A 23241-nucleotide genomic window follows, 5' to 3' on the forward strand; every position below is an offset into this window, starting at 1 on the left:
CCCAGTCCCCAGTCCCCAGTCCCCAGTCCCCAGTCACCATTACTTCCCATGTTGCGCTCCACTGTACCATTTCAATAACACCTTCGCTAGTTTTCGGGGATCGTGGCGGACAAAACCAGTTTCATCTTCGTGTAAAACGTTAGCGGGGACTAAGCGCCGTCCTAACTGAGTAACTGCTTCTCTGTCTAGGAAAACGGGATGGGAATTTTGTTGGGCGTAACGGATTAATGCTTGGGCTGATGGGGTTTTGCGATGTACGAGTACAGCATCAAAAAGTTTTCTGTCACCAGCAGCTTTATCAATGGCTTGGATATGTTCAGCAACGGTATAGCCCTCTGTTTCTCCCGGTTGGGTCATAATATTGCAAATATAAATGCGGGGAATTTTTGTAGCCGCGATCGCATCGGCTATTTCTGGTACTAATAAATTGGGAATTAAGCTAGTATACAAACTACCAGGACCAATAATAATGTAATCAGCATCTTTAATTGCCTTAATTGCTGCGGGTAAAGCGGGAGGATTTTCGGGAATACAGCCAATTTTAATGATTTTTCCGCCGGCTTTGGGAATACTAGACTCACCTTCAATTCTGCGCCCATCTGCCATTTCTGCCCACAGACGTACATCACTAAGAGTTGCTGGTAAAACTTGTCCCCTCACCGCTAACACCTTGGAACTAGCAGCAACAGCCCTTTCTAAGTCCCCAGTAATATCAGTCATGGCAGTTAAAAACAAATTACCAAAACTGTGACCTGTTAAGCCATCTCCAGCGCGAAAACGATATTGGAATAATTCGGTTAATAACTTTTCTTCATCTGCTAGTGCAGCTAAACAATTGCGAATATCCCCAGGAGGTAAAACACCAAATTCCTGCCGCAACCTGCCAGAAGAACCACCATCATCAGCGACTGTGACAATAGCAGTAATATTAGCACTATAGGTTTTTAAGCCCCGGAGTAAAGTAGAAAGTCCAGTACCGCCACCAATAACTACAATTTTTGGACCCCGGTATAAACGACGATGTGCCAATAGAACATCTATCAGTTCTTCTTCATCACCTTGAGGTCTTAAAACCTCTGTAATTGAACCTACAGTACGGGATTGTCCCCACAATAACAACAGCACACCCAGCAGCAACACCAAAGGTCCGCTGACATAGTTGGGTAAGATGTTGGTGAGGAAACCCAACAAACCTTTAAGAAATTCCAATGTCCAAAAAATTGGGGTTAGCTTAATCCAAATAGCTAACCCCAAACTTGCCAATAAGAAACCTCCTACACTGACTAGAAACCAGCGTTTTACCGATATTCCAGGGGATAACCACTTAAACCACTGGTTAACGCGGTGGGAAGTGCGGCTGTGTGACTGAAGTTGTATGGCGTTGAGGGCTTGTTTAAGAAAACCGATTGACATACCTAATAGGGAACTGTGGTAAAAACAATATTTAAAAGCAAATGTACACTAACAGGGACTGGTGACTGGTGACTGGTGACTGGTGACTGGTGACTGGGGAGTGGTGACTGGTGACTGGGGACTGGTGACTGGGGACTGGTGACTGGGGACTGGTGACTGGGGACTGGTGACTGGTGACTGGTGACTGGTGACTGGTGACTGGTGACTGGTGAAAAATATTTACCTCCTGCCTTCTGCCTTCTGCCTTCTGCCTTCTGCCTTCTGCCTTCTGCCTCCTGCCTCCTGCCTTCTGCCTCCTGCCTTCTGCCTTCTGCCTTCTGACTCCTGACTCCTGACTCCTGCCTCCTGACTCCTGACTCCTGACTCCTGACTCCTGACTTCTGAAAGTGCTTATTTCTTCATGATTGGCGATCGCTAACCGGAAAGTGCAGATTAAGTATAGTAGGAGTCGGGTGTTACAAATCGAGAATCATAGTTAATTTGATGGAAATTTAGAGAAAATTAGCCAAAATTTTATGGAAAAACGAATTTTAGGATTAGATCCAGGTTTAGCTATTGTGGGATTTGGTGCAATTACGTTACAGCAAACTCAAGGTAAAGTACAAGACTTTTCTGTAAAGATGCTAGATTTTGGTGTAATTCGCACGTCTTCAGATATGGAAATGAGTCAGCGACTAGCTACTTTATTTGATGATTTAAACACCCTAATGGACGATTTGCAACCGGATTTAGTGGCAATTGAAAAATTATTCTTCTATCGTATGGCCAACACTATTTTAGTGGCACAGGCTAGGGGTGTATTAATGTTGGTTTTGGGGCAGCGCAAACTTCCTTATGTAGAGTTTGCCCCTCCGCAAATTAAGCAAGCGTTAACAAATTATGGTAAAGCAGATAAGGAAGAAGTCCAGGAAGCGGTGATGCGGGAGTTAGATTTAGAGGAAATGCCTAAGCCTGATGATGCAGCAGATGCTTTGGCGGTGGCTTTGACTGCTGCGTTTCAGTTGTAATCATTTCCGTTTAATTAATTAGCATATCTGTTAGGACAGGGAATAGGGAACAGGGAACAGGGGAAGGAAAAAAATTCTTTTCAGTAATTAGCTGAAGATGATATCAATAGCGATAAAATTTACAGTGATTGATAAATAGTAATAACCATAGATAAAACCACATGAATTACTGGCTATTTCAAGGAAACCCTAAATATTACAAAGTTATAGAAGCTATAAAAGACTTTGAGCAAATGCCCTGGTTAGTGACTCGCTACGCTAAAGATATCGCTATCGGTGATGGTGTGATCATTTGGGTATCTGGTACACAAGCGGGAATTTATGCCATAGCAGAAATAACTGAATCTGCCAAATTTATCACCGAAATACCAGATAAAAAATATTGGTCTGATTCTACCCGTGCTTTAGGTAAACAACAAGCAATAGTTCGCTTCACAAATAAACTCATAGAACGTCCTTTGTTAAAAACAAGTTTACAGCAAGATCCCATACTTAAAAATCTGCTGGTAATTCGCGCTCCTAACTCCACTAATTTTAAAGTCACTTCCGAAGAATGGTTAAGAGTGCAAGAATTAATTTAATAATTCAGGAGTCAGGAGTCAGGAGTCAGAATATTGGTATGAATTATCAAGTGAAAAACCCAAAATTACCCACCCAAACACTAGCCGCTAAAATCTTCCACTCTATTAATATCATGAGCTTGTTTTTAATGATTACCAGTGGATTGCAAATTTATAATGCTAACCCCGTTTTTGGTGGCCGTGCAGGTTTACATATTCCCCCTATCTTCACATTAGGTGCTTGGTTAGCAGGAGGTAGACACTGGCATTTTGCAGCTATGTGGCTTTTTTCACTCAATCTTTTATTTTATGGAATTTACATTTTAATTACCCGACGTTGGCAACATAGATTTGTCGGCAGTAATGACATCAAAGCATTACAAAAAACGCAAAATCCTAAGCGTTTAACTTATGCTTGGCATCGGATTATTTACACATCTATTATTCCTGTATTGTTGTTAGCAATATTAACAGGAATCGGAATGTATAAACCTGCCCAATTTCCCTGGATAGTTGATATGTTTGGAGATTGGCAAGCATTAAGAATCGTACATTTTGCTTCTGTGCCATTGGTGGTAATATTTGTAATTATTCATTGGCGATTAGGACAGAAAGCGGGAGGTGATAAATTAATTGAGTCTATGTTTTGGTAATTTTGGAATTAATAATTTAACGCAGATAAACGCAGATAAACACGGGAGCATCCCAATTTTGAAAAAATCACCCTAGCAACATTAAAAAATCTCTTAAAATCTCTTACCTTTGTGTCCTTTGCGCCCTTTGCGGTTCAATCATATCAGAACCTTGGAGCGTTTTATTTCGTTAGTTCAACATAAATTTACACATTTGGGATACTCCCGATGAACACAGATAGTTTTTTAATTAGGGGAAGTTATTAAATCATGAATCATACTCATAAAAAACACCTAATTCATATAGTGAAACCTCGATTTAACCGCCGTAAGTTTTTACAAATATCTGGAATTTCCAGCATAGGTGGTTTACTTAGTGGTTGTGGTACACCAGCATTAGAAGACTTGGTAGGTAAACTTTCAGAACCCTTAAATCAAAAAGTTGAAGAATTAATATTTCAACCCCAGAAACTTGTACCAGAATTTGCAGCTAGTGAAATTCAACCAGCAGCTTTAATCATTAATAGTTTCCGGGGTATACCAATTATTGATGTTGATAAATTCCGGTTAATTATTGATGGTGAAGTAAATAATCCCCTGAGTTTAAGTATGGCAGAAATTCAAAATTTACCTTTAACTTCTATGATTATTCGTCATGTTTGTGTTGAAGGTTGGGCAGCAATTGTACAATGGGGAGGTATTCGTTTACGTGATTTAATCGCTTTAGCTCAACCCCAAGAAAATGTGAAGTATGCTTATTTTAAATCAGCAGATGGTTATTATGAAAGTTGGGATTTAGCTTCTGCTACTCATCCCCAAACTTTGTTAGCATATCAAAAAAATGGGGAAAAGTTGCCTGTGGAAAATGGTGCGCCTTTACGTTTATCTTCTCCTATTAAATTAGGTTATAAACAAAGTAAATGGGTAACGAGAATTACTTTAACTAGCCAGTTATCAGCTTTTAAAGGTTATTGGGAAGATCAGGGTTATGAATGGTTTGCGGGGTTGTGAACACATATTAAGTTGAGAAAGATTATTAGGTGTAAAAGATAATCCTTTACACCCTGTAAAAATTTAAGATTTTTGAATTTCTTGTTGTAAAGTTTGCACTTCCTCAACAGATAATTCTGTGACTTCAGCAATTTGTTCTAAACTCATTATTCCCATTCTTAACAAGTTTAAAGCTAACTTTCTGGTTGTTTCCGTTTTACCTTCGGCTTTACCTTCGGCTTTACCTTCGGCTTTACCTTCTTCTAGGATTTCTTGATAAATGACTGATTCGCGCATAATCTCACTCCTGAATATTTTCCTAATTACATCTTTGTTTAACACTAGACCAGCTAAAACGCTACTAGCAGCAGCTATATTTCTTTGTAACCTTTGTTCTGTGATTCTTTCTACTGCTTGTGCTACTTGTGTTAATACCATTGTAGGATCATTTGTCTGACTCAGCGCCGCGAAGGGGAATAAACCGGGAACTGTCAAAAATTGCTCTGTCGGTTGTTCCCATAAGCGGATAACCTCAAATTGATGGTAGGTGTTTTCTAATTTGAAATTGTTTTCATAGACTAATTCTGACCCTGTTTTTCGCAAATAGATGACTATTTGACGCATTTTTTTATGAGGAAACCGACGATGTCCCTTAATTCGATAATCTAACATCCGAAAAGGTATATCTTTATCTGTGTCGGTTTGAAATTCGATATGTAGAACTAATTCATCTGATTGTAATAAAATTAATGAATCAGCGCGAATTGGTTCGTTTGATAATTCTGTGGGGCTAAGTTCTGTTAATTTAACTGGTGAACCTAGTAACCATGTTGCTAAGTCGTCTTTGAAGTTTTCGGCTAAGAATTTGCAGATGTTGTCATACATGAGAATTTAAAACAATTCGATTAGCGATATTTTTCCTATTTACTTTGACAACCCAGGGGAAACGCATCTAAATTTTATTGACAAAACACCATTTTTATGTATAAACGAAGGAATCCTTATTTATCGTTTGATTGATTTTTTCAGAGTCATCGTGATGGTTTAAATTATTGTCAATAAGTAGACGTTAATGCGAATTTTTAGGTCATTATTGAGATTAAATTGTCCTTATTGATAAGATGCGTTTCCCCTGTGTGACAACCTAATTCTATGTCATCTTGATTAGGTAATCTTGGGTTTCTTTGTGTCAATCTAACCTACAGATGCTATACTACTATAATACAATTTCATTTAAAGACCTGAATATGAAAGAAGCTCAACATATTGCTACTGGAAGAATGGTTAAAGCGTCTGAAGTAGATTATCCAGAATACTACGGAAATTTTCAGTGTCCAAATTGTCAAATGCCATTGTATCTAAGAAAATATACTGATGCCAAAGGCACAACAATAGCTGCATTTATTATTTTCCACTTATCTAGAACGTTGATTCAGTAATGCTAGGCAATCTGTTTTTACCTTGTAGGGGCGAAGCATTCGGGTGATAACCTATCGCTGAAACCAGTTCATATTCTGTCCGAATGCTTCGCCCTTACGATTAATGAATCGGTGTTCTAGTTGGGTAAAACTGGATTGATAATCAGATAAAATAAAGAAATAAACCCCTAAAAACTTTAACATGAACTTTTTCGACAAGTTAAATACAGCAATCTCCCAAAATCAAAGTTTACTATTTGTGGGACTTGATCCAAATCCTGAGATGATTCCAGTTCGTTATCAATCATCTGATTTGATCACGGGTTTGGAAAATTGGTTGCAATTTATGATTGCGGAAACGGCTGATTTTGTTTGTGCTTATAAACCAACTTTGGGTTTTTATCAGGTTTTGGGTGTGCCGGGTTTAGAGTTATTAATGAGAACTTTAAAATCTATTCCTAGTCACATTCCTATTATTTTAGATGCTAAACATAGTGATTTAAACACTAGCAGTGTTTTCGCCCATTCAATATTTACAGAATGGCAGGTAGACGCGGTTACTCTTAGTCCCTATACTGGTCAGGATCATGTTGCACCTTTTTTAGTTTATCCTGATAAATTTGTATTTATTTTATGTTGTACTTCTAACCCAGGTGCAGCAAATTTACAGCAATATCCTAATAATAATTCTCCTCTTTATTTGCAAGTTGTTCAGGAATCCAAAACCTGGGGAACTCCTGAACAATTAGGTTTAGAAGTAGGAACTACAAATGCAGAAGTTTTAAAATCTATTCGTTCTCTTGCTCCCGAAAGAATTATTATGGCACGGAGTATTTGGGCTGGGGAAGGTAATATTAAACAAATTTTGGCAGCAGGTTTAAATGCTAACGGTGATGGTTTGTTAATACCTGTTTCTCAAGATATGTTAGGAAGTGCAAATCTATCTGAAGAAATTCAATTTTTACGCAGAGAGATTAATGAATTTAGAGGTGAATTTATCCATGATGCTTCTAGTTGTGAAGTTTGGTTTTCTGATGTTGATGTGCAAGATAAACATCCTCATCAAGATTTGATTTTACAACTTTTTGATATTGGTTGTATTATGTTTGGGGAATTTGTGCAAGCTTCAGGGGCGACTTTTCCTTATTACATTGATTTACGGAAAATAATTTCTAATCCCCAAGTTTTTAATCAGGTGCTTAGTGCTTATGAGGAGATTTTAAAAAATCTAACTTTTGATAGGTTGGCTGGTATTCCTTATGGTTCTTTACCTACTGCAACTGGTTTATCTTTAAGGTTGGATTGTCCGATGATTTTTCCCCGTAAAGAAGTGAAAGCACATGGTACGCGCAGAGTAATTGAAGGTAACTTCCATCCTGGCGAAACGGTTGCAGTGGTTGATGATATTCTCATCAGTGGCAAAAGTGTGATGGAAGGAGCAGAAAAGATTCAATCTGTGGGATTAAAGGTTAATGATATTGTGGTTTTTATTGATCATGAAAAGGGTGTAAAAGATAGGTTAAAAGCAAATGGTTATTGTGGTCATTCGGTTTTAACTATTTCGGAAATTGTGACTACTCTACACGAAGTAGGCAGAATAAATGATGAACAATTGTTAGCTTTTAGGGAAAGTTAGTTGGTAAGGAGTCAGGAGTCAGGAGTCAGGAGTGATCATATTCCATAAAAGTTGGGGATCTTATTCTCTACTCCCTAGCTATATCCTTATATCTGTGAAAAGAAGAACTTATAGATTATTTTTGAAGATTTTTGGAAAAATAGTAGTGATTGATACATACAATCAAAAAAACGATGGTTAACATTAAAAAAATCTTGTACTGGAAGAAAACATTTTGAGAACAACCTTTTTGTTCTGTGTTTGTCTTCTCATATCGCGGAAAACCGCATATAGGAGTCTATCTTCTTCAGAAATTTACCTGAGTTTAATAATATCAAATTCCTCTAGTCTAACCTTTTAGACTCATAATTTCTCTCACAAAAATGAGGCAGGTATTAACACAATCCTGTCTTAATGCAACATAAGCTAAACGCAAAGGAGTTTACCATGCAACGACAAATGTGCTGGTTATCTAAGTCTGGTGATGATGGTGAAAAAATCTTACATTTGCAGACTTCTCCTGGTCAACCTTGGCGGCCTTATACGGCGTTTCCTCAATTTTCTGTTCCTGATTATCAAATACCCGGTGGTTCTAAGGGTTGGGCAACTTATCAAAAACTGCTGAAAGCGGGCTGGAGTTTAATTCCTAGCGCACGGGCAAATGAGTTTAGTAATGATTTGGCAAAGTCAATAGTCAATAATTAACATAATTAGTAATTACTAATTGATAATTCATAATTAAAAGATGGGTAGAAATTCCATCAAAAATGCGGCGTTTTTATAGCCAAATTTAGTTATGCCAAAAACTAAAATATAAAAACGCAATTATGAATTATCAATTATGAATTATTAATTAGACATCTCCACAATAGAATGTATTAATTTGTCATAAGTTGTAGGGGCGAAGCATTTGGGCGATAATTTAACGGAAAAATCAGACATCTAGATATCCCAAATGCTTCGCCCTGCCCCCATAAATAAGTTCCATAATTTCTTTTCTGGAGATGTCTATTGTTAATAACCTTTAGCTGCACCTTCTCCACGGGGATCTGCGGCTGCTTCTAAGGTATCATTTTCTGTTACAGAAATTGCATTTGCATTACCCCAAGGTGCAGTTTCTTTGATTTTGTGTCCCCGACGACGTAAGTCTTGCAAGGTTAACGCATCTAAACCCCATGTTTCCACTCGTAACTCATCGGGTAGCCACTGGTGATGTATGCGTGGCACGGATACGACTGCACCTACATCCATTTTGTATTCCAAAACGTTGAGTATTATTTGCAATACTTGGGTGATGATGGTGCTACCCCCAGGAGAACCCACAACTAAACGCAAGCGGTTGTTTTCGGTGACGATGGTGGGTGTCATACTAGAAAGGGGTGTTTTCCGGGGGGCGATGCTGTTAGCTTCGTTACCAACTAACCCAAAGGCGTTTGGTACTCCTGGTGCAGCTGCAAAATCATCCATTTCATTATTTAACACTATTCCTGTTCCTGGTGTGACTATTCCTGCACCAAAACCTAAGTTAATGGTGAAGGTTAAACTGACGGCGTTTCTCTCTGCGTCAACTACGTTTAAATGGCTGGTTTCTGTTTTTTCAGGAATTTTTGTTGTTTTCAGTCCAGGTTTTATTTCTGTTGATGGTGTCGCTTTATTCATGTTAATTTGTTGGCGACGTTTTTGGGCGTAATTTTTGCTAATTAGTTCAGAAACGGGGACTTGCACAAAATCAGGATCGCCTAAATATTTGGCGCGATCACTATAGGCAATTTTCATACTTTCTACCATTAAATGGATCGCGTCTGGGTGATTCCATCCTAATGATTTTAAGTCTGTGTCACCAATAATATTTAACATTTGTAATAAATGTACACCACCTGATGATGGAGGTGGCATAGAACAAACTCTTGCTTTTCGGAAGTTGCCACAAACAGGATCGTGCCAAATTGGTTGATATTGTTTTAAATCTTCCAGAGTAATTAAACCGCCATTTTTTGCCATATCATCAACGATAAGTTTGGCAATTTTTCCAGTGTAAAAACTTTGAGGATTTTCAGAAATTTCTGTTAAAGTTTTTGCTAAATCACTTTGAATTAATCTTTCCCCTGGTTGATAATATTCACCGTTGCGACTGAAGATTTTACTGGCTGCTGGGTTGTTGAGAATTTTAGGTTTACGGTCTTGAAAACGGGAGAGAGAAAGCCAAGAAACTCTATTACTGATAATAAAACCATTTTTAGCCAGTGCAATTGATGGTTTAACAACTTCTTGCCAAGGTAACTTGCCATAACGACGATGTACTTCATACATACCCGCTACAGTTCCGGGAGTTGCTACTGCTAAATAACCGTTGGTACTTGCACCGGGAATTACTTTACCATCAGCATCTAAATACATATTTTTTGTTGCTTTGATGGGTGCGCGTTCCCGAAAATCTAAAGCTTTAATTTCTCCGGTTTTTTGAGAATGAAATAGTAAAAAACCACCGCCACCAATACCTGCGGAAAATGGTTCAACTACAGAAATTGCAAAGGTTGTCGCTACTGCTGCATCTACCGCATTTCCGCCTTTTTTTAATATTGAAAGTCCAACTTCACTTGCTAAGGGGTTGGCGGATGTCACCATTGCAGTTTTGCTTTTTACAGGTACGTTGATGGTAGCTGATACTGCTTGGGTGGTGAGGATAGCAGTCAGGGAGATGAAAGAGATGATGAGGTTTTGGGTTTTGGTTATGGTGGGCATTTTTATGATGGGTTAAGTAGTGACAAAAACATAAATTTATAAAGATTTATTAAAAATTCAGCATTATTTTGAACAGAGATGTTTTAAGTATGATGTAATTATTACATTGAAAAAGAATAAAAATCAGTCAAATGCTAAAATAATATTGATTTATGGTTATTGGCAAGAGTTAAATTATGAACTCATTTGAACGTATAACTATTGAAGGATACCGTCGCTTATTTAATGTACAACTAGATATGCGAGATCGTCCTCTTACAGTCATGATTGGTGCTAATGGTGCAGGTAAAACTTCTTTATTAGAAATTTTTTCACTTTTAGCAGCATCAGCAAATGCTCAATTAGCAAATAAAATTTCAGAATTAGGTGGACTACCTGATATTGTTACTCGTGATAGAGCTAATAGTATAACCATTTCTTTGTCCATGAGTGTACCAGGGTATGCACCACTTAATTACCAACTGGAAGTTGCTCTAAAAGGTTTCACTTATGAAATTGCAATAGAAACACTAACTCAACAAAATAACCCTCATGCTGTAGAGCCATTCCAATATATTGAATCTCGTGGATTGGATGTAAAATATTTTAATACGGAAGACAGAGCATTATTACGCCCAAATTGGGATCATAATCCCTTAGAAACATCTCTTGCTCAAGTTCCCAAAATGTATAAAGCACCGGAAACGCTGCGTAAAGAATTAGCATCATGCACATTTTACGATGCATTGAATGTTGCTCCTAAAAGTCCTGTGCGTTTACCACAGTCAATGCGTCCTGCAACTTTGCCGGGTGCTAATGGTGAAGATTTAGTTTCCTGTCTGTACTATTTACGAGAAACTGACCCAGAACGATTTGAAATTATTGAAGATACCCTTGCTGCGGCTTTTCCAGATTTTGAAAGATTAGGTTTTCCTCCAGTAGCAGCAGGAACTATTACAATGACTTGGAAAGATAAAAATTTTTCTAAGCCTCTTTATATGCACCAACTGTCAGAGGGAACTTTGCGGTTTATTTGGTTAATCACATTGTTGTTAAGTCCTGGTTTAACTGCTGTCACTCTGATCGATGAACCAGAAGTTAGTTTACACCCAGAATTATTAAGATTACTTGCTGATGTGATGCGAGAAGCTTCACAAAAAACTCAGCTAATTGTTGCCACTCATTCCGATAGATTAATTAGATTTTTGAAACCTGAAGAAGTGTTAGTTTGTGATGCAGAAGATGGTTTAACTACTATGACTTGGGGTGATACTTTTAATTTAGAACATTGGTTAGAAGATTATAGTTTAGATGAACTTTGGGCGATGAATTTAATAGGTGGTCGTCCATGAAAATAGCGATTTTAGTTGAGGGTGCAACAGAAACAGCTTTTAAGCCAGTTTTATTAGATTTTCTCAAATCACGTTTACAGCAAATGCCCAAACTCAAGTTTATTCCCCATGATGGACGCATTCCTAAAGGAGATAAACTAAGACGAATTGTTGAAAATTTATTGATAGGTAAAGATGCTTTTAATGCGGTAATTGCTTTAACTGATGTTTATACAGGAACAAATGATTTTCAAGATGGGGAAGATGCTAAAGCGAAAATGCAAGAATGGGTAGGGAATAATGCTAATTTTTATCCCCATGTAGCACAGCATGACTTTGAAGCTTGGTTATTACCTTATTGGTCAACAATTCAGAAATTGGCAAAATCTAATAAGTCAGCACCAACAGGTTTACCAGAAAAGGTAAATCATGGAAATCCACCATCTTATAGAATTAAAGAAGTATTTGAAACTGGTAAATGTCAACGCAGTTATAGTAAGATTCGTGATGGTGCGAGAATTTTGAAAGATCAAGATTTGATGGTTTCTGTGAATCAATGTCCTGAATTAAAGGCATTTATCAATACTATTATTGAATTAAGTAAGGGTGATGTACTTCCATGAATTAGGAAAATATGATATTAATTAAGCCTTATCTGTTAGCTTCCATATCCGCCCGGAAATTGATTTCCTTGCAGGACTTTTAAATTTTCCCCTATTTCCTGGTATAATACCAACTAAGTTGGAGCTATACAAATTATGCCACAGGACTTATCACCCCTCTGGATATCGCTGAAAACCTCATTTTTAGCGACTTTTATCACCTTCTTTTTCGGTCTTGGTGCTGCTTACTGGATGTTGGGATATCGGGGTAAAGGGAAATCTATAATTGAAGGGATATTCGTTGCACCGCTAATTTTACCGCCTACGGTTGTGGGTTTTTTGTTGTTACTATTTTTTGGTAAAAATGGTCCTGCTGGTAAATTATTAGAACCTTTTAATGTGACTATTGTATTTACTTGGTATGGTGCGGCGATCGCTGCAATGGTAGTTTCTTTCCCATTAATGTATAAAACTGCTTTGGGTGCTTTTGCACAAATTGATACTAATTTATTAAGAGTAGCGAGAACTTTAGGCGCTAAGGAATTTACAATATTTTGGCGGGTAAGTTTACCTTTAGCTTTTCCTGGTATTTTAGCAGGTGCAACTTTAGCTTTTGCCCGTGCTTTGGGTGAGTTTGGTGCAACTTTGATGTTAGCTGGTAACATTCCTGGACAAACGCAGAATATACCAATGGCGATATATTTTGCTGTGGAAGCTGGGGATATGAATGAAGCTTGGTTTTGGGCAATTATTATTGTTTCAATTTCCTTAACAGGAATTATTTTAACTAACTTTTGGCAAGAACGCAAGCAGAAAATTAGACGCACTAATAAAGCTGAAATTCAAATAATAAAATCAGAAAATCAATCCTTTTCTTTACCTCCTAATTCTTTGACATCTGGTTTATTGATAGATATTGAAAAAAAACTCTCAAGTTTTCATCTGAAAATTGCCTTTAATACGGATAACCAACCTTTAGGTTTATTAGGAAGTTCTGGCGCAGGTAAAAGTATGATTCTCCGGTGTTTAGCTGGAATAGAAACACCAACTAAAGGCAGAATCGTATTAAATGATAGAGTTTTATTTGATTCAGAAAAAGGAATTAATGTTCCTGTTCGTCAACGCAAAATCGGTTTTTTATTTCAAAATTATGCCTTATTCCCTCATCTCACAGTAGCGCAAAATATCGCCTTTGGTTTACCTAAAGAATTATCAAATGGGAATATTAAATTAGAGGTAGAAAAGCAATTAATAGCCATGCACTTAGAGGGTTTAGGTAATCGTTATCCTCACCAACTTTCAGGAGGACAACAACAACGGGTAGCTTTAGCGAGAGCGTTAGCAAGTCAACCAGAAGCTTTACTTTTAGATGAGCCATTTTCTGCCCTGGATACACATTTACGCAGTCAGTTAGAACAACAAATGACAGAAACTTTAGCTGATTATTCTGGTGTGACTTTATTTGTTACTCATAACATGGAAGAAGCCTATAGGTTGTGTCCTAATTTGTTAGTTTTAGAAGACGGAAAAGAAGCACATCATGGTTCTAAATATGAAATTTTCCAACATCCTGCTACTATGAATGTGGCAAAAATTACAGGATGTAAAAATTTTTCTGGCGCTGTTGTTTTGTCATCCCAAAAAGTAGAAGCCATTGATTGGGGTTGTACTTTAGAAGTTGTAGAATCTATTCCTGAAAATTTATCTCATATTGGTATTCGCGCCCATCAAATTGTGTTTAAGAATGATGCAAATCTGGAAAATACTTTTCCTTGTTGGTTGGTGAGAACTAGCGAAACACCCCACCGCATGACTTTATTTTTAAAGTTGCATTCTCCAGCGGAAAATGTTCATGATTATCATCTACAAGCAGAAGTTTATAAGGAAAAATGGGTGACAATTAAAGATCAACCTTTTCCTTGGTATGTACATTTAGATCCTGTAAGGTTGATGTTAATGGAATAGTCAGGAGGCATTCTATTTACTGTCACCTGTCACCTGTCACCTGTCACCTGTCACCTGTCACCTGTCACCTGTCACCTATTTCAACAACAAATAAAATAGTTGTCCATTGCTGACTGTCACACCAGCGCGATCGCCAGCAATATCTCCTGTTCCCAAGTAATAATCTACTCTACCTGGTCCTTTAATTGCACCACCTGTATCTTGATCTAATACAAAACGGCTAACTGTCCGATTTTCCAATTCTCCGTTATTATTAACAAAAGGAAAAGGTGCGCGAATTAAAGCTAAAGCACCAGGAGGCATTAAAGATTTATCGGTAGCTATAGAACGTTCTGGAGTCAGAGGTACACCAACAGAACCATGTGCCGATCTCCCATAGGTTTCTCTGAAAAAGACAAAGCTATTATTTCTGGGTAAATAAACATTTAAATCTTGGGGATTTTTTTGGAAATACTCAAAAATTGTGGGCATGGTTACGCCATTTTCAGGTAATTTTCCAGCCTCTACTAATGTCCGCCCCAAACTTTTATAATTATGGGCTGTATTCCCAGCATATCCTATACTTGTTTCTGTTCCATCTGTTAATTTTAACCGTGCAGAACCTTGAATTTGAATAATATAAGGTTCAAATCTATCTCTAAACCAAAATAATTCTAAACCTTTTAATTTACTTTGAGAACCTTGTAAACCATCTGCACCTTCTAATTCTAATCGAGTGGGATGAGGTCTAGTCCAAGATTTTAAATCAGGTGGTAAGCGGTAAACAGGATATTTAAATTCTTTGGTTGGTTTGCGACTAGCTAAATATAATGGTTCATAATAGGCAGTAAATAATACAGTACCTTGACTATCTCTGCCTATAGATTGATAATAAACAAACTCTTTTTCAATAGCTGTTTGTAATTCTTGAGGCGAATTAGTTGATAATACTAATTCTCTGAATCTTTGCAAACTACGATAAACACGATTTCTGGTAATTCCAGAAATTTTATATCTTTGATAAGTAGCCGCAGCCCGCCGAGTTCTTAAATATTTTAAACTCTGATCAATAGATTTTATTAATGCTTTTTTATCCGCTATTTCTTCTTGTTTACCACCATAAATCCTTGCATCTAAACAAGAATCATCATTTTCACAACAACCAACCGGTAATCTTTGTACAAGTACAGGTAAATTTTTAGTATTTTCAGTTTTTAAAGCTGTTGGTTTCAACTCTGTGGGTAAATTCCACTTAGTTACTTGACATTCGGGAGGAATTGTGTATCGATTTTTAATCGCTGGCATTTCCAGGAAAAAAATCGTGAAAAAAAACGGTAAGCTAAAAGTTGTATTAAATATCTTTTTCATGGAATTAATTTATTCTCTTTTATTCTGATTGGAAGATTTTCACAATTATTCTGACTCCTGTACGGGCGAAGTAGGGGCGAAGTAGGGGCGAAGCATTCGGAAAATAGCCTGGTCATAAAATTGATAATTTGTTGCCCGAATGCTTCGCCCTTACAGGAAAATAGCCTGGTCATAAAATTGATAATTTGTTGCCCGAATGCTTCGCCCCTACAACTCCTGACTCCTGAAATTTACTCATTCATATTATGGTAAGTAGCAACAGCGGAAGGAGAAATGCGATTCAAATAACGGAAAATCCAATATTTGAAAATTGTATCTAAAATCACGGGAAATGTCGCAATGAATAAGAAAATAAAATCCCTATTTGCTGGTAAACCCCAGTGTCGCGATAAACCTTCCAGAATTACTTCCCAACCGTGGGGAGAGTGGAAGCCGACAAAGACATCAGTAAATAATATAATAATAAATGCTTTGGCGCTATCACTCAAGCCATATACTACATGATCAAAGAAATCTTTGAGAACTGAAATAGAAGATTGGCTGATCAGCAACAACCAGACAAAAGCAACTACAGAAAAAACATCTGCAAACACATTTTTAATCGCATTAGCACTTTCACGCCGAAATTCCTCTGCTACCTCCTGTGCTTTTTCTTGCATTTTAATTTCTAGCACTTCCGATGATAGCGGTGGTGCATCACTAATCAAATTTTCAAACTTGATTCTTTCTTCAAATCTTTGCAGTTCTATTAGTGCTTCTTCTTCCATTTCTTCATTGAGAAAAATCTGTTCTGTTTCTGAACCTCTAAAACGATCAACTACAGGACCTACTACCACAGCCTTAGCTATTTGATGGGTGAGAAGTGGCACAATAATTAATAGTAAAATAAATCTCACAGAGATAATTGTGATTTTTTGCGTCTGCCGAAAATTCTGCACTACTTCTTGTTCTGAACTGGGATCTAATTCCGCTTGCAAACGAGTAATAGTTGTTAGAATTGAACGCGGTAAAACTCCTGTAGAATCAGCTTTTCTTTTGGGTTTATTATTGTTGTTTTTAATTACGGATTTTGGTGTGATTGGTTGATTACTTACTTTATTTTCTGCTACAATTATAGATGAATTTACTAAATTTTCTGAATTGTTTTCTAGAACATCATTTACAGCGTCATTTGTATATTTACCAATGACTTGATCAATGAATTCTAACTTTTTTAAAACTAAAGCCGCATTGGAATATTCTATACCTGCTTTGGCTGCTGCTTTTTGCTTAGATTCATTGGAAAACCAACGACTGGCTTTAAACTCTGTCAGCCGCATCCGTACATTTTTTAATAATTTTTGTAAATCTGCTTGAAAATAATCCATGACACTACTACTGTACATAGCAGCATCACTGCTAATTTTATTACCATTAAAATGATGATCTTCTATTTCTTTAATTTTTAAAGCTGATTGATAAGCTTCCTCTAAGGAGCGTTCTGGTGTCAGTAAATACCATCTGTAAGCAGCCAGGAAAAAAGAGTATATTTTTTCACTAAACACAGGGTTTTTCATCCTCAATGCTCATTTAAAACTGTTTGGTGATTCCTAAATTTAAGTTAACGCAGAAGTTATAATCAGGAGTAGATTAGTGGTTTCAAATTCTTTTTGGATTGTTGGTACTAGCCGCAGCGGAAAAACTACTCGTTTAGCCCAACAGTTTTGTGATTGGGTGCAACAAAATGACAATCAAGATATAGGATCATTTTATCAGAAAAATCAAAATCGGAAACAAGCTAAAAGTGCAATTAAAACCGCAAATCTTTTGCAAACAGAACCCGGTGCTTTAGTTTTAGCATCTAATGATGATAATCGCCGATTATTAACTGATAAAATTGTCACTTTAACTTCAGGAAAATACCCTATTCGAGCAAAAACAACCTTGGGTTTTATTCAAGATGAAGTGATTTTATTTTGGCCGTTATTGGTGGAATCTTTACAAATAAAAGCACAATTTCCGGTAAGATTGCGCCCAGAAACAGAGCAAGAATTAGCAACAAAGCGTTGGAATTATCAATTAGATGCAGAAACTTTGCGACGTGCAGGAGTGAATGAATATCGCTTAGTGAGGCGGATATTAGACTTATGGCAACTAGCAGCTTATAGTGGTACAGCTTGTGAAGATATTGCTAAAGTTTTACAAACAGGTTTACAAGAAAATACTAATAATCTAGAACCAGAATTTTTCACATCTTTGCTGTTAGATTGGCGGAATTGGTGTTTAAAAAGAGGATTATTAACTTATGGTTTAATTACCGAACTTTATCACCAACATTTATTAACTAATAGCGATTATCAACAACATTTAAAAAAACGTTATCAGATGATAATAGCTGATGATGTAGATGATTATCCAGCCATAGCTTATCACTTATTTGAGTTTTTATTAGATGCGGGTGCGGTGGGAGCATTTAGTTATAGTCTTAATGGGGGAGTGCGTTGGGGTTTAGGTGCGGATCCTGAATATTTAAACAGGTTAGCAAAACGTTGTCGGGTAGAAAAGTTAGTGAGTTTTCCTGAAGCTAATTTAGCTGAAACCTTGGTTCAACCGATGATAGAATTAGTCACTGAACCGATGACAATTTTAAGTTTACCAAAGTCGGTAAAATGTATTCAAACTGCTTCTCGCGCTCAACTTTTGCGACAAATAACAGATGTGATAATTAATGGAATTAAAACGGGAAAAGTAGAACCGGAAGAAATAGCAATTATCGCTCCTGGGTTAGATGCGATCGCTCGTTATAGTCTCATAGAAATATTAACCAAGCAAAATATTCAGGTAGAAGCTCTCAATGAACAACGTCCTTTAATTAGTTCACCCGCTGTCAGAGCATTACTCACCTTACTTACTTTAGTTTATCCCAATTTAGGAAGATTAGTAGATCGGGATGAAGTGGCAGAAATGTTAGTTGTTTTAAGTCACAGTCACACCAATGATGGGAAAGATGGAGAAAAAAAAGAATTTCCACAACCAAAAATTGATCCAGTGCGTGCTGGTTTAATAGCAGATCATTGTTTTGTACCCCATCCAGAAAATCCCCATTTATTAAATATTAAAACCTTTGAACGTTGGGATAGAATCGGCTATACTGCAACCACAGCTTATAATGAAATATTGGGATGGATTGAAAAACAGAAAACAAAAGTTCAAGAAAATGTAATTTACACACCAGTTAATCTTTTATATCAAGCAATGCAAGACTTTTTGTGTAAAGATAATTATACACCATTTCCAACATTAGCAGCATTACGAGAATTATTAGAAACTGCTCAACATTATTGGGAAATAGACACCAGGTTAAAACAAACAATTACCAATTCAATAATACAAAATAATACCATTGCCGAATTTATTCAACTATTGCGACGTGGTACAATTACTGCTAATCCCTACCCCATTCGTCCTATAGGAAAAGCCAAAAAAGCCATTACCTTAGCTACCATTTTCCAATATCGTGCTAGTCATAGAGATCACAAATGGCATTTTTGGCTAGATGCGGGTTCACCTCTTTGGGCTAAAGGTGGTGCAGCTACTTTATTTGGTGCTACTTTATTTTTACAAGATAGGTTAGGAAAACCTTGGACAGCAGCAGATGAACAAGCAGCAGAAACGCAAAGATTACGTCGCATTATTGCAGATTTACTAGCGCGTGTTTCCCAAAGAGTTTATTTATGTCACAGTGATTTAGCTGTCAATGGACAAGAACAAATGGGTCCATTATTACCTTTAGTTCATGCTTGTGATGTAATAGAAAATGAACGCAGATGAAATTAGATGAATGAATGGATTTGATGATTTTGTGTAACTTCGCAACAAGTTGGTTTTAGAGGTTTAATCATAATTATTATCTATATTTCCAGCAATCACCAAAATCCTTACAATATAAAGGTAAAGCCATCATACATAAAATACATCAAAAACAATGGGATTATTCGGATTTGGTAAAAAAGTGGCAATGCCCACACCTACACAAGCACTGCCAGGACGCACAGAAAAAATGCCCGTACCTGCAACACACTTTGTCAACAAAAACCCCTTAAAACCTCCGTTTCCTGAAGGTATGGAAACTGCGATGTTTGGTTTAGGGTGTTTTTGGGGTGCAGAACGCAAGTTTTGGCAACAAAACGGAGTTTATACTACTGCGGTAGGTTATGCTGCTGGTTACACACCCAACCCCACCTACAGGGAAGTTTGCACTGGTATGACCGGTCACAATGAAGTGGTGTTTGTGGTGTTTGATCCCAAAGTTATTAGTTATTCCCAACTGTTAAAAGTCTTTTGGGAAAGTCATGATCCCACCCAAGGGATGCGTCAAGGTAATGATGTCGGTACTCAATACCGTTCTGGTATTTATGTCTATTCCCCAGAACAAAAACAACTAGCGGAAGCTTCCAAGGATGCTTATGAACAAGCGTTAGTAAAAGCAGGTTATGGCAAAATTACCACAGAAATTTTAGATGCACCTGAGTTTTATTATGCTGAAGATTACCATCAACAGTATTTAGCTAAAAATCCCGGTGGTTATTGCGGTTTAGGTGGTACTAATGTTGCTTGTCCTGTGGGTGTGTTTGAAACTTCAGTGAGTTAGAAGCTTAGGTGACAGGTGACAGGTGACAGGTGACAGTAAGAAGGCAAGAGGCAGGAGACAAAAGGCAAGAGAAAGAAGAATGAAAGAATCAAGAAGTAATTTTTCTTCTCCTGCTTCTCCTGCTTGCCCTGTTCCCACTGCTTCTTGCTCCTTGCCCCTCACAGGGGTAGGTTTTTAATATACAGCAGTTTTCATGTCTTTAGACCACAGTAAGGGCGAAGCATTCGGATGATAGTCTTAGGTAAAAACCGATAATTAATTGTCCGAATGCTTCGCCCCTACATTGTTGACGCGAAACCTAGCCTACTTACTTAACCAATTACCCATTATCAATTACCAATTATCAATTATCCTGTTCTTCCCGCTAAATTAGCAACCACCGCTGCTAATTCTCCAGGATTCACTGGTTTAGGAATATGTAATTGAAAACCTGCTAATAAAGCTTGAGTCCGGTCTTCTGATCTAGCATAAGCTGTTAATGCTACTGCGGGAATTTTACCTCCTTCATTACTAGGAAGACTTCTGACTTTACGAATTAATGTATAGCCATCTTCTTCGGGCATTCCAATATCACTAATTAATATATCTGGATGGAATTGTGATAAAGCTGTCATTGCTTCTTGAGTAGAGGCAACAGCAGTCACTTGAGCGCCATATTGTCCTAAAATTGTAGTTAGTAAATTCCTTGTATCTGCTTCATCATCCACTACCAAAACTCGCACATTTTCCAAGATTGATAATTGGTAATTCACAGATTCGCTATTTGTGAGAAATGGTTGTGATTTGGGTGTATCATCTTCATTAATCACGGCTTTCATTGGTAAATTGACAATGAAAGTTGCACCTTGTTCTAGTCCTGGACTGGTAGCGAAAACTGTACCTCCGTGCAGTTCTACTAAATGCCGGACTATAGCTAATCCTAATCCTAATCCACCATGCGATCGCGTAGTTGAACTATCAGCTTGACAAAAACGCTCAAATACATGAGGTAGAAATTCGGTAGCAATTCCCGCACCATTATCACTGACTTGAATCTGCACACGGGACTTAATGCGCTGTATTTTTACCTCCACTTTTCCCCCCTTGGGTGTAAATTTTACAGCATTGGAAAGCAAATTCCAAACTATTTGTTGCAAGCGGTTAGCATCACCTATCACCACTCCTACGGCTGGATCAAATTCCGACTCAATGCAAATATGTTTAGCATCCGCAGCAGGACGCACTGTGTCTATTGCTGCTTCTATTACTGGTACGATTTCCACTGAGGACATATTTAGACGCAGTTTACCACGAATAATCCGAGAAACATCTAATACATCTTCAATTAACTGAGCTAAAGACCGACTATTGCGATCAATTGTTTCCAATGCTCTAGCAGTGGTAGCTTCATCAAATTTACGGCTTCTGAGCAACTGTGTCCATCCTAACATGGCATTGAGGGGGGTGCGGAGTTCGTGGGATAGTGTGGCTAAAAATTCATCTTTGATGCGGTTAGCTGCTTCTGCTTCAGTTCTTGCTGCTTTTTCTCGCGCTAGTATTTGTTCTCGTTCTTGTTCTGCTTGCTTACGTTCTGTAATATCAATCATAAACCCATGTATCTGTTTTGCTCCATCTTTACTCCGCACCACATTCACAATGTCATATAACCAAACCACTCTGCCATCTGCGGCTAACATTCTATATTCAAATTCGTAATTTTCCTCGGTTTGTGAACTCATCAGGCAATACTTAACTGCCCACTCTTTGTCTTCAGGATGGATATGTTCTTCCCAAAAATTATCACTGTAACAATCAGTTAATGAATAACCGAGTATTTCTTCTGTTTGCAGACCAATGTATGTAAAATTTCCAGTTTTAGGATCTGCTTCCCAAGGAATGACGCGCACTTTTTCTGTTAATTTGCGGAATTTTTCTTCGCTTTGTTTGAGAGCATTTTCAGCTTGCTTTTGTTCTGTAATATCTCTAATGAGGGCAACAAATCCTTCTACTTTTCCTTGCTGATTGAATTGGGGAATATAAGTAACGCTGGTATCATGAATTTTACCATTTTGATGCAAGAGTTTCGTTTCATAAGTGACTTGATTTCCAGATAATACTGTTTTTACATAAGGAACAATTTTTTGATAAACTGACTCTCCTAAGATTTCTTTTATGTGTTTTCCATAAATTTCAGCAATAGGTATACCAAACCATTCTTCATATCTTTGATTATTAAAGCGATAACGCTGTTGAGCATCTACATAGGAAATCTGTACTGGTAAAGAATCGGTAATCAAGCGCAGTTTTTCTTCCTGTTTTCTCAGGGAATCTTCTGCTTTTTTGCGCTTGCTCACATCGACAACAAAACCAATTACTTGATCTGAATTATCTTCTAATAAAGCTAAACCAAGTAAAACATTAACCAGACTACCATCTTTGCGGATATATTGTTTTTCAAAAGGTTGACAAACTCCTTGGTCTATCAGTTCCACTATTGAGCGATCGCTTTTTTCCAGATATTCTGGAGGTGTCATTTTTCGGCAGTTTATTCTTCCTGCTAGTAGTTCTTCTCGTGTATAACCTACCATGTTTAAAAAAGCATCATTCGCTTCTAAAATGCCGCCTTTTATATCAGTTATGATCACTCCAATGATGTTGGCATCTTTTAACCTGCGAAATCTCGCTTCACTTGCTGCTAGGTGTTTAAAACTTATTTCTAATTTCTGCTTAGAAGTACGTAATTCTGAGTTTAGCCAACTGATAAACATTGTCACTAGCGTAAACAATCCTAACTTAATGATACTGTCTGGACTCTCAACAGAAAATGAAAATTGGGGATTGATAAAAAAGTATTTAACAAGTAGAGCCGACAAAACAGTAGCTAATAATCCAGGCTTAATGCCACCATACCAGGTACTCACTGCTATAGCCGCAAAAAATATCAGAAAGATAGAGCGATCTAAAAATGGCTCTAACAGTAATGTTAGTACTAAGGCGATACCAACACATAAAATGGACACAGAATAGTTTG

At 37.3% G+C, this 23241-nt stretch carries 18 protein-coding genes; 12 read left to right on the top strand and 6 right to left on the bottom strand.

What is annotated here, in order from left to right:
• Positions 1–39: 39 nt before the first annotated feature.
• Entirely contained in the window at positions 40–1413 is a 1374-nt protein-coding gene (gene yvcK / locus H5968_RS11795) for a gluconeogenesis factor YvcK family protein (protein WP_096571796.1), read from the bottom strand.
• A gap of 515 nt (positions 1414–1928) precedes the next feature.
• On the opposite strand from yvcK, the gene ruvC reads away from it, so the two are divergent.
• From ruvC to H5968_RS11815, 4 genes are all read left to right on the top strand, one after another.
• Positions 1929–2420, top strand: a complete 492-nt coding sequence (gene ruvC, locus H5968_RS11800) for a crossover junction endodeoxyribonuclease RuvC (RefSeq protein WP_096571797.1) — start codon at positions 1929–1931, stop codon at positions 2418–2420.
• 161 nt (positions 2421–2581) lie between these two features.
• A complete protein-coding gene (locus H5968_RS11805) occupies positions 2582–3001 on the top strand; it encodes an EVE domain-containing protein (protein WP_187040110.1) in 420 nt (139 codons plus the stop codon).
• Positions 3002–3039: 38 nt separating this feature from the next.
• Positions 3040–3633 (top strand): cytochrome b/b6 domain-containing protein, encoded by a 594-nt coding sequence (locus tag H5968_RS11810; RefSeq protein WP_187040149.1) that lies wholly within the window; start codon positions 3040–3042, stop codon positions 3631–3633.
• A 249-nt stretch (positions 3634–3882) separates the two neighbouring features.
• The gene (locus H5968_RS11815; RefSeq protein WP_187040111.1) at positions 3883–4623 is read left to right on the top strand and encodes a molybdopterin-dependent oxidoreductase; all 741 of its coding nucleotides are present in this window, start codon (positions 3883–3885) and stop codon (positions 4621–4623) included.
• A 63-nt stretch (positions 4624–4686) separates the two neighbouring features.
• Here H5968_RS11815 and H5968_RS11820 read toward each other — a convergent pair whose 3' ends face one another.
• Positions 4687–5487, bottom strand: coding sequence for an Rpn family recombination-promoting nuclease/putative transposase (locus H5968_RS11820; protein WP_187040112.1), 801 nt, complete (start codon positions 5485–5487; stop codon positions 4687–4689).
• A gap of 362 nt (positions 5488–5849) precedes the next feature.
• Here H5968_RS11820 and H5968_RS11825 point away from each other — a divergent pair, with 362 nt between their 5' ends.
• The 3 genes from H5968_RS11825 to H5968_RS11835 all read left to right on the top strand — a co-directional run bounded on the left by H5968_RS11825 (position 5850) and on the right by H5968_RS11835 (position 8340).
• Positions 5850–6041 (top strand): hypothetical protein, encoded by a 192-nt coding sequence (locus H5968_RS11825; RefSeq protein ID WP_187040113.1) that lies wholly within the window; start codon positions 5850–5852, stop codon positions 6039–6041.
• 181 nt (positions 6042–6222) lie between these two features.
• Positions 6223–7656 (top strand): bifunctional orotidine-5'-phosphate decarboxylase/orotate phosphoribosyltransferase, encoded by a 1434-nt coding sequence (locus H5968_RS11830; protein ID WP_187040114.1) that lies wholly within the window; start codon positions 6223–6225, stop codon positions 7654–7656.
• Positions 7657–8082: 426 nt separating this feature from the next.
• The gene (locus tag H5968_RS11835; RefSeq protein ID WP_187040115.1) at positions 8083–8340 is read left to right on the top strand and encodes a hypothetical protein; all 258 of its coding nucleotides are present in this window, start codon (positions 8083–8085) and stop codon (positions 8338–8340) included.
• Positions 8341–8649: 309 nt separating this feature from the next.
• On the opposite strand, the gene ggt is transcribed toward H5968_RS11835, so the two are convergent.
• Positions 8650–10377, bottom strand: coding sequence for a gamma-glutamyltransferase (gene ggt, locus H5968_RS11840; RefSeq protein WP_187040116.1), 1728 nt, complete (start codon positions 10375–10377; stop codon positions 8650–8652).
• Positions 10378–10553: 176 nt separating this feature from the next.
• Here ggt and H5968_RS11845 point away from each other — a divergent pair, with 176 nt between their 5' ends.
• The 3 genes from H5968_RS11845 (at position 10554) to modB (ending at position 14254) form a co-directional block, all read left to right on the top strand.
• Positions 10554–11708 (top strand): AAA family ATPase, encoded by a 1155-nt coding sequence (locus tag H5968_RS11845; RefSeq protein ID WP_187040117.1) that lies wholly within the window; start codon positions 10554–10556, stop codon positions 11706–11708.
• Positions 11705–12310: a DUF4276 family protein gene (locus H5968_RS11850; RefSeq protein WP_187040118.1), complete on the top strand. Its 606-nt coding sequence runs from the start codon at positions 11705–11707 to the stop codon at positions 12308–12310. Before H5968_RS11845 ends, H5968_RS11850 begins: the two co-directional genes overlap by 4 nt.
• Before the next feature lie 135 nt (positions 12311–12445).
• Entirely contained in the window at positions 12446–14254 is a 1809-nt protein-coding gene (gene modB / locus H5968_RS11855) for a molybdate ABC transporter permease subunit (RefSeq protein ID WP_187040119.1), read from the top strand.
• Positions 14255–14329: 75 nt separating this feature from the next.
• On the opposite strand, the gene H5968_RS11860 is transcribed toward modB, so the two are convergent.
• Together H5968_RS11860 and H5968_RS11865 are read right to left on the bottom strand one after the other, a co-directional pair.
• Positions 14330–15601: a murein transglycosylase A gene (locus H5968_RS11860; RefSeq protein ID WP_187040120.1), complete on the bottom strand. Its 1272-nt coding sequence runs from the start codon at positions 15599–15601 to the stop codon at positions 14330–14332.
• A gap of 230 nt (positions 15602–15831) precedes the next feature.
• Positions 15832–17157, bottom strand: a complete 1326-nt coding sequence (locus H5968_RS11865) for a proton extrusion protein PcxA (protein ID WP_187040121.1) — start codon at positions 17155–17157, stop codon at positions 15832–15834.
• A gap of 76 nt (positions 17158–17233) precedes the next feature.
• On the opposite strand from H5968_RS11865, the gene H5968_RS11870 reads away from it, so the two are divergent.
• Together H5968_RS11870 and msrA are read left to right on the top strand one after the other, a co-directional pair.
• Positions 17234–19411, top strand: a complete 2178-nt coding sequence (locus H5968_RS11870; RefSeq protein ID WP_187040122.1) for a recombinase family protein — start codon at positions 17234–17236, stop codon at positions 19409–19411.
• Positions 19412–19565: 154 nt separating this feature from the next.
• Complete coding sequence (msrA, locus tag H5968_RS11875; protein WP_187040123.1) at positions 19566–20231, top strand: peptide-methionine (S)-S-oxide reductase MsrA; 666 nt, start codon at positions 19566–19568, stop codon at positions 20229–20231.
• Positions 20232–20578: 347 nt separating this feature from the next.
• Here msrA and H5968_RS11880 read toward each other — a convergent pair whose 3' ends face one another.
• Complete coding sequence (locus H5968_RS11880) at positions 20579–23230, bottom strand: PAS domain S-box protein (protein ID WP_370569764.1); 2652 nt, start codon at positions 23228–23230, stop codon at positions 20579–20581.
• Between the last annotated feature and the right edge of the window lie 11 nt (positions 23231–23241).

The sequence above is a fragment of the Sphaerospermopsis sp. LEGE 00249 genome, assembly GCF_014299995.1.
In the GTDB taxonomy this organism is placed as follows: Bacteria; Cyanobacteriota; Cyanobacteriia; order Cyanobacteriales; family Nostocaceae; genus Sphaerospermopsis; species Sphaerospermopsis kisseleviana.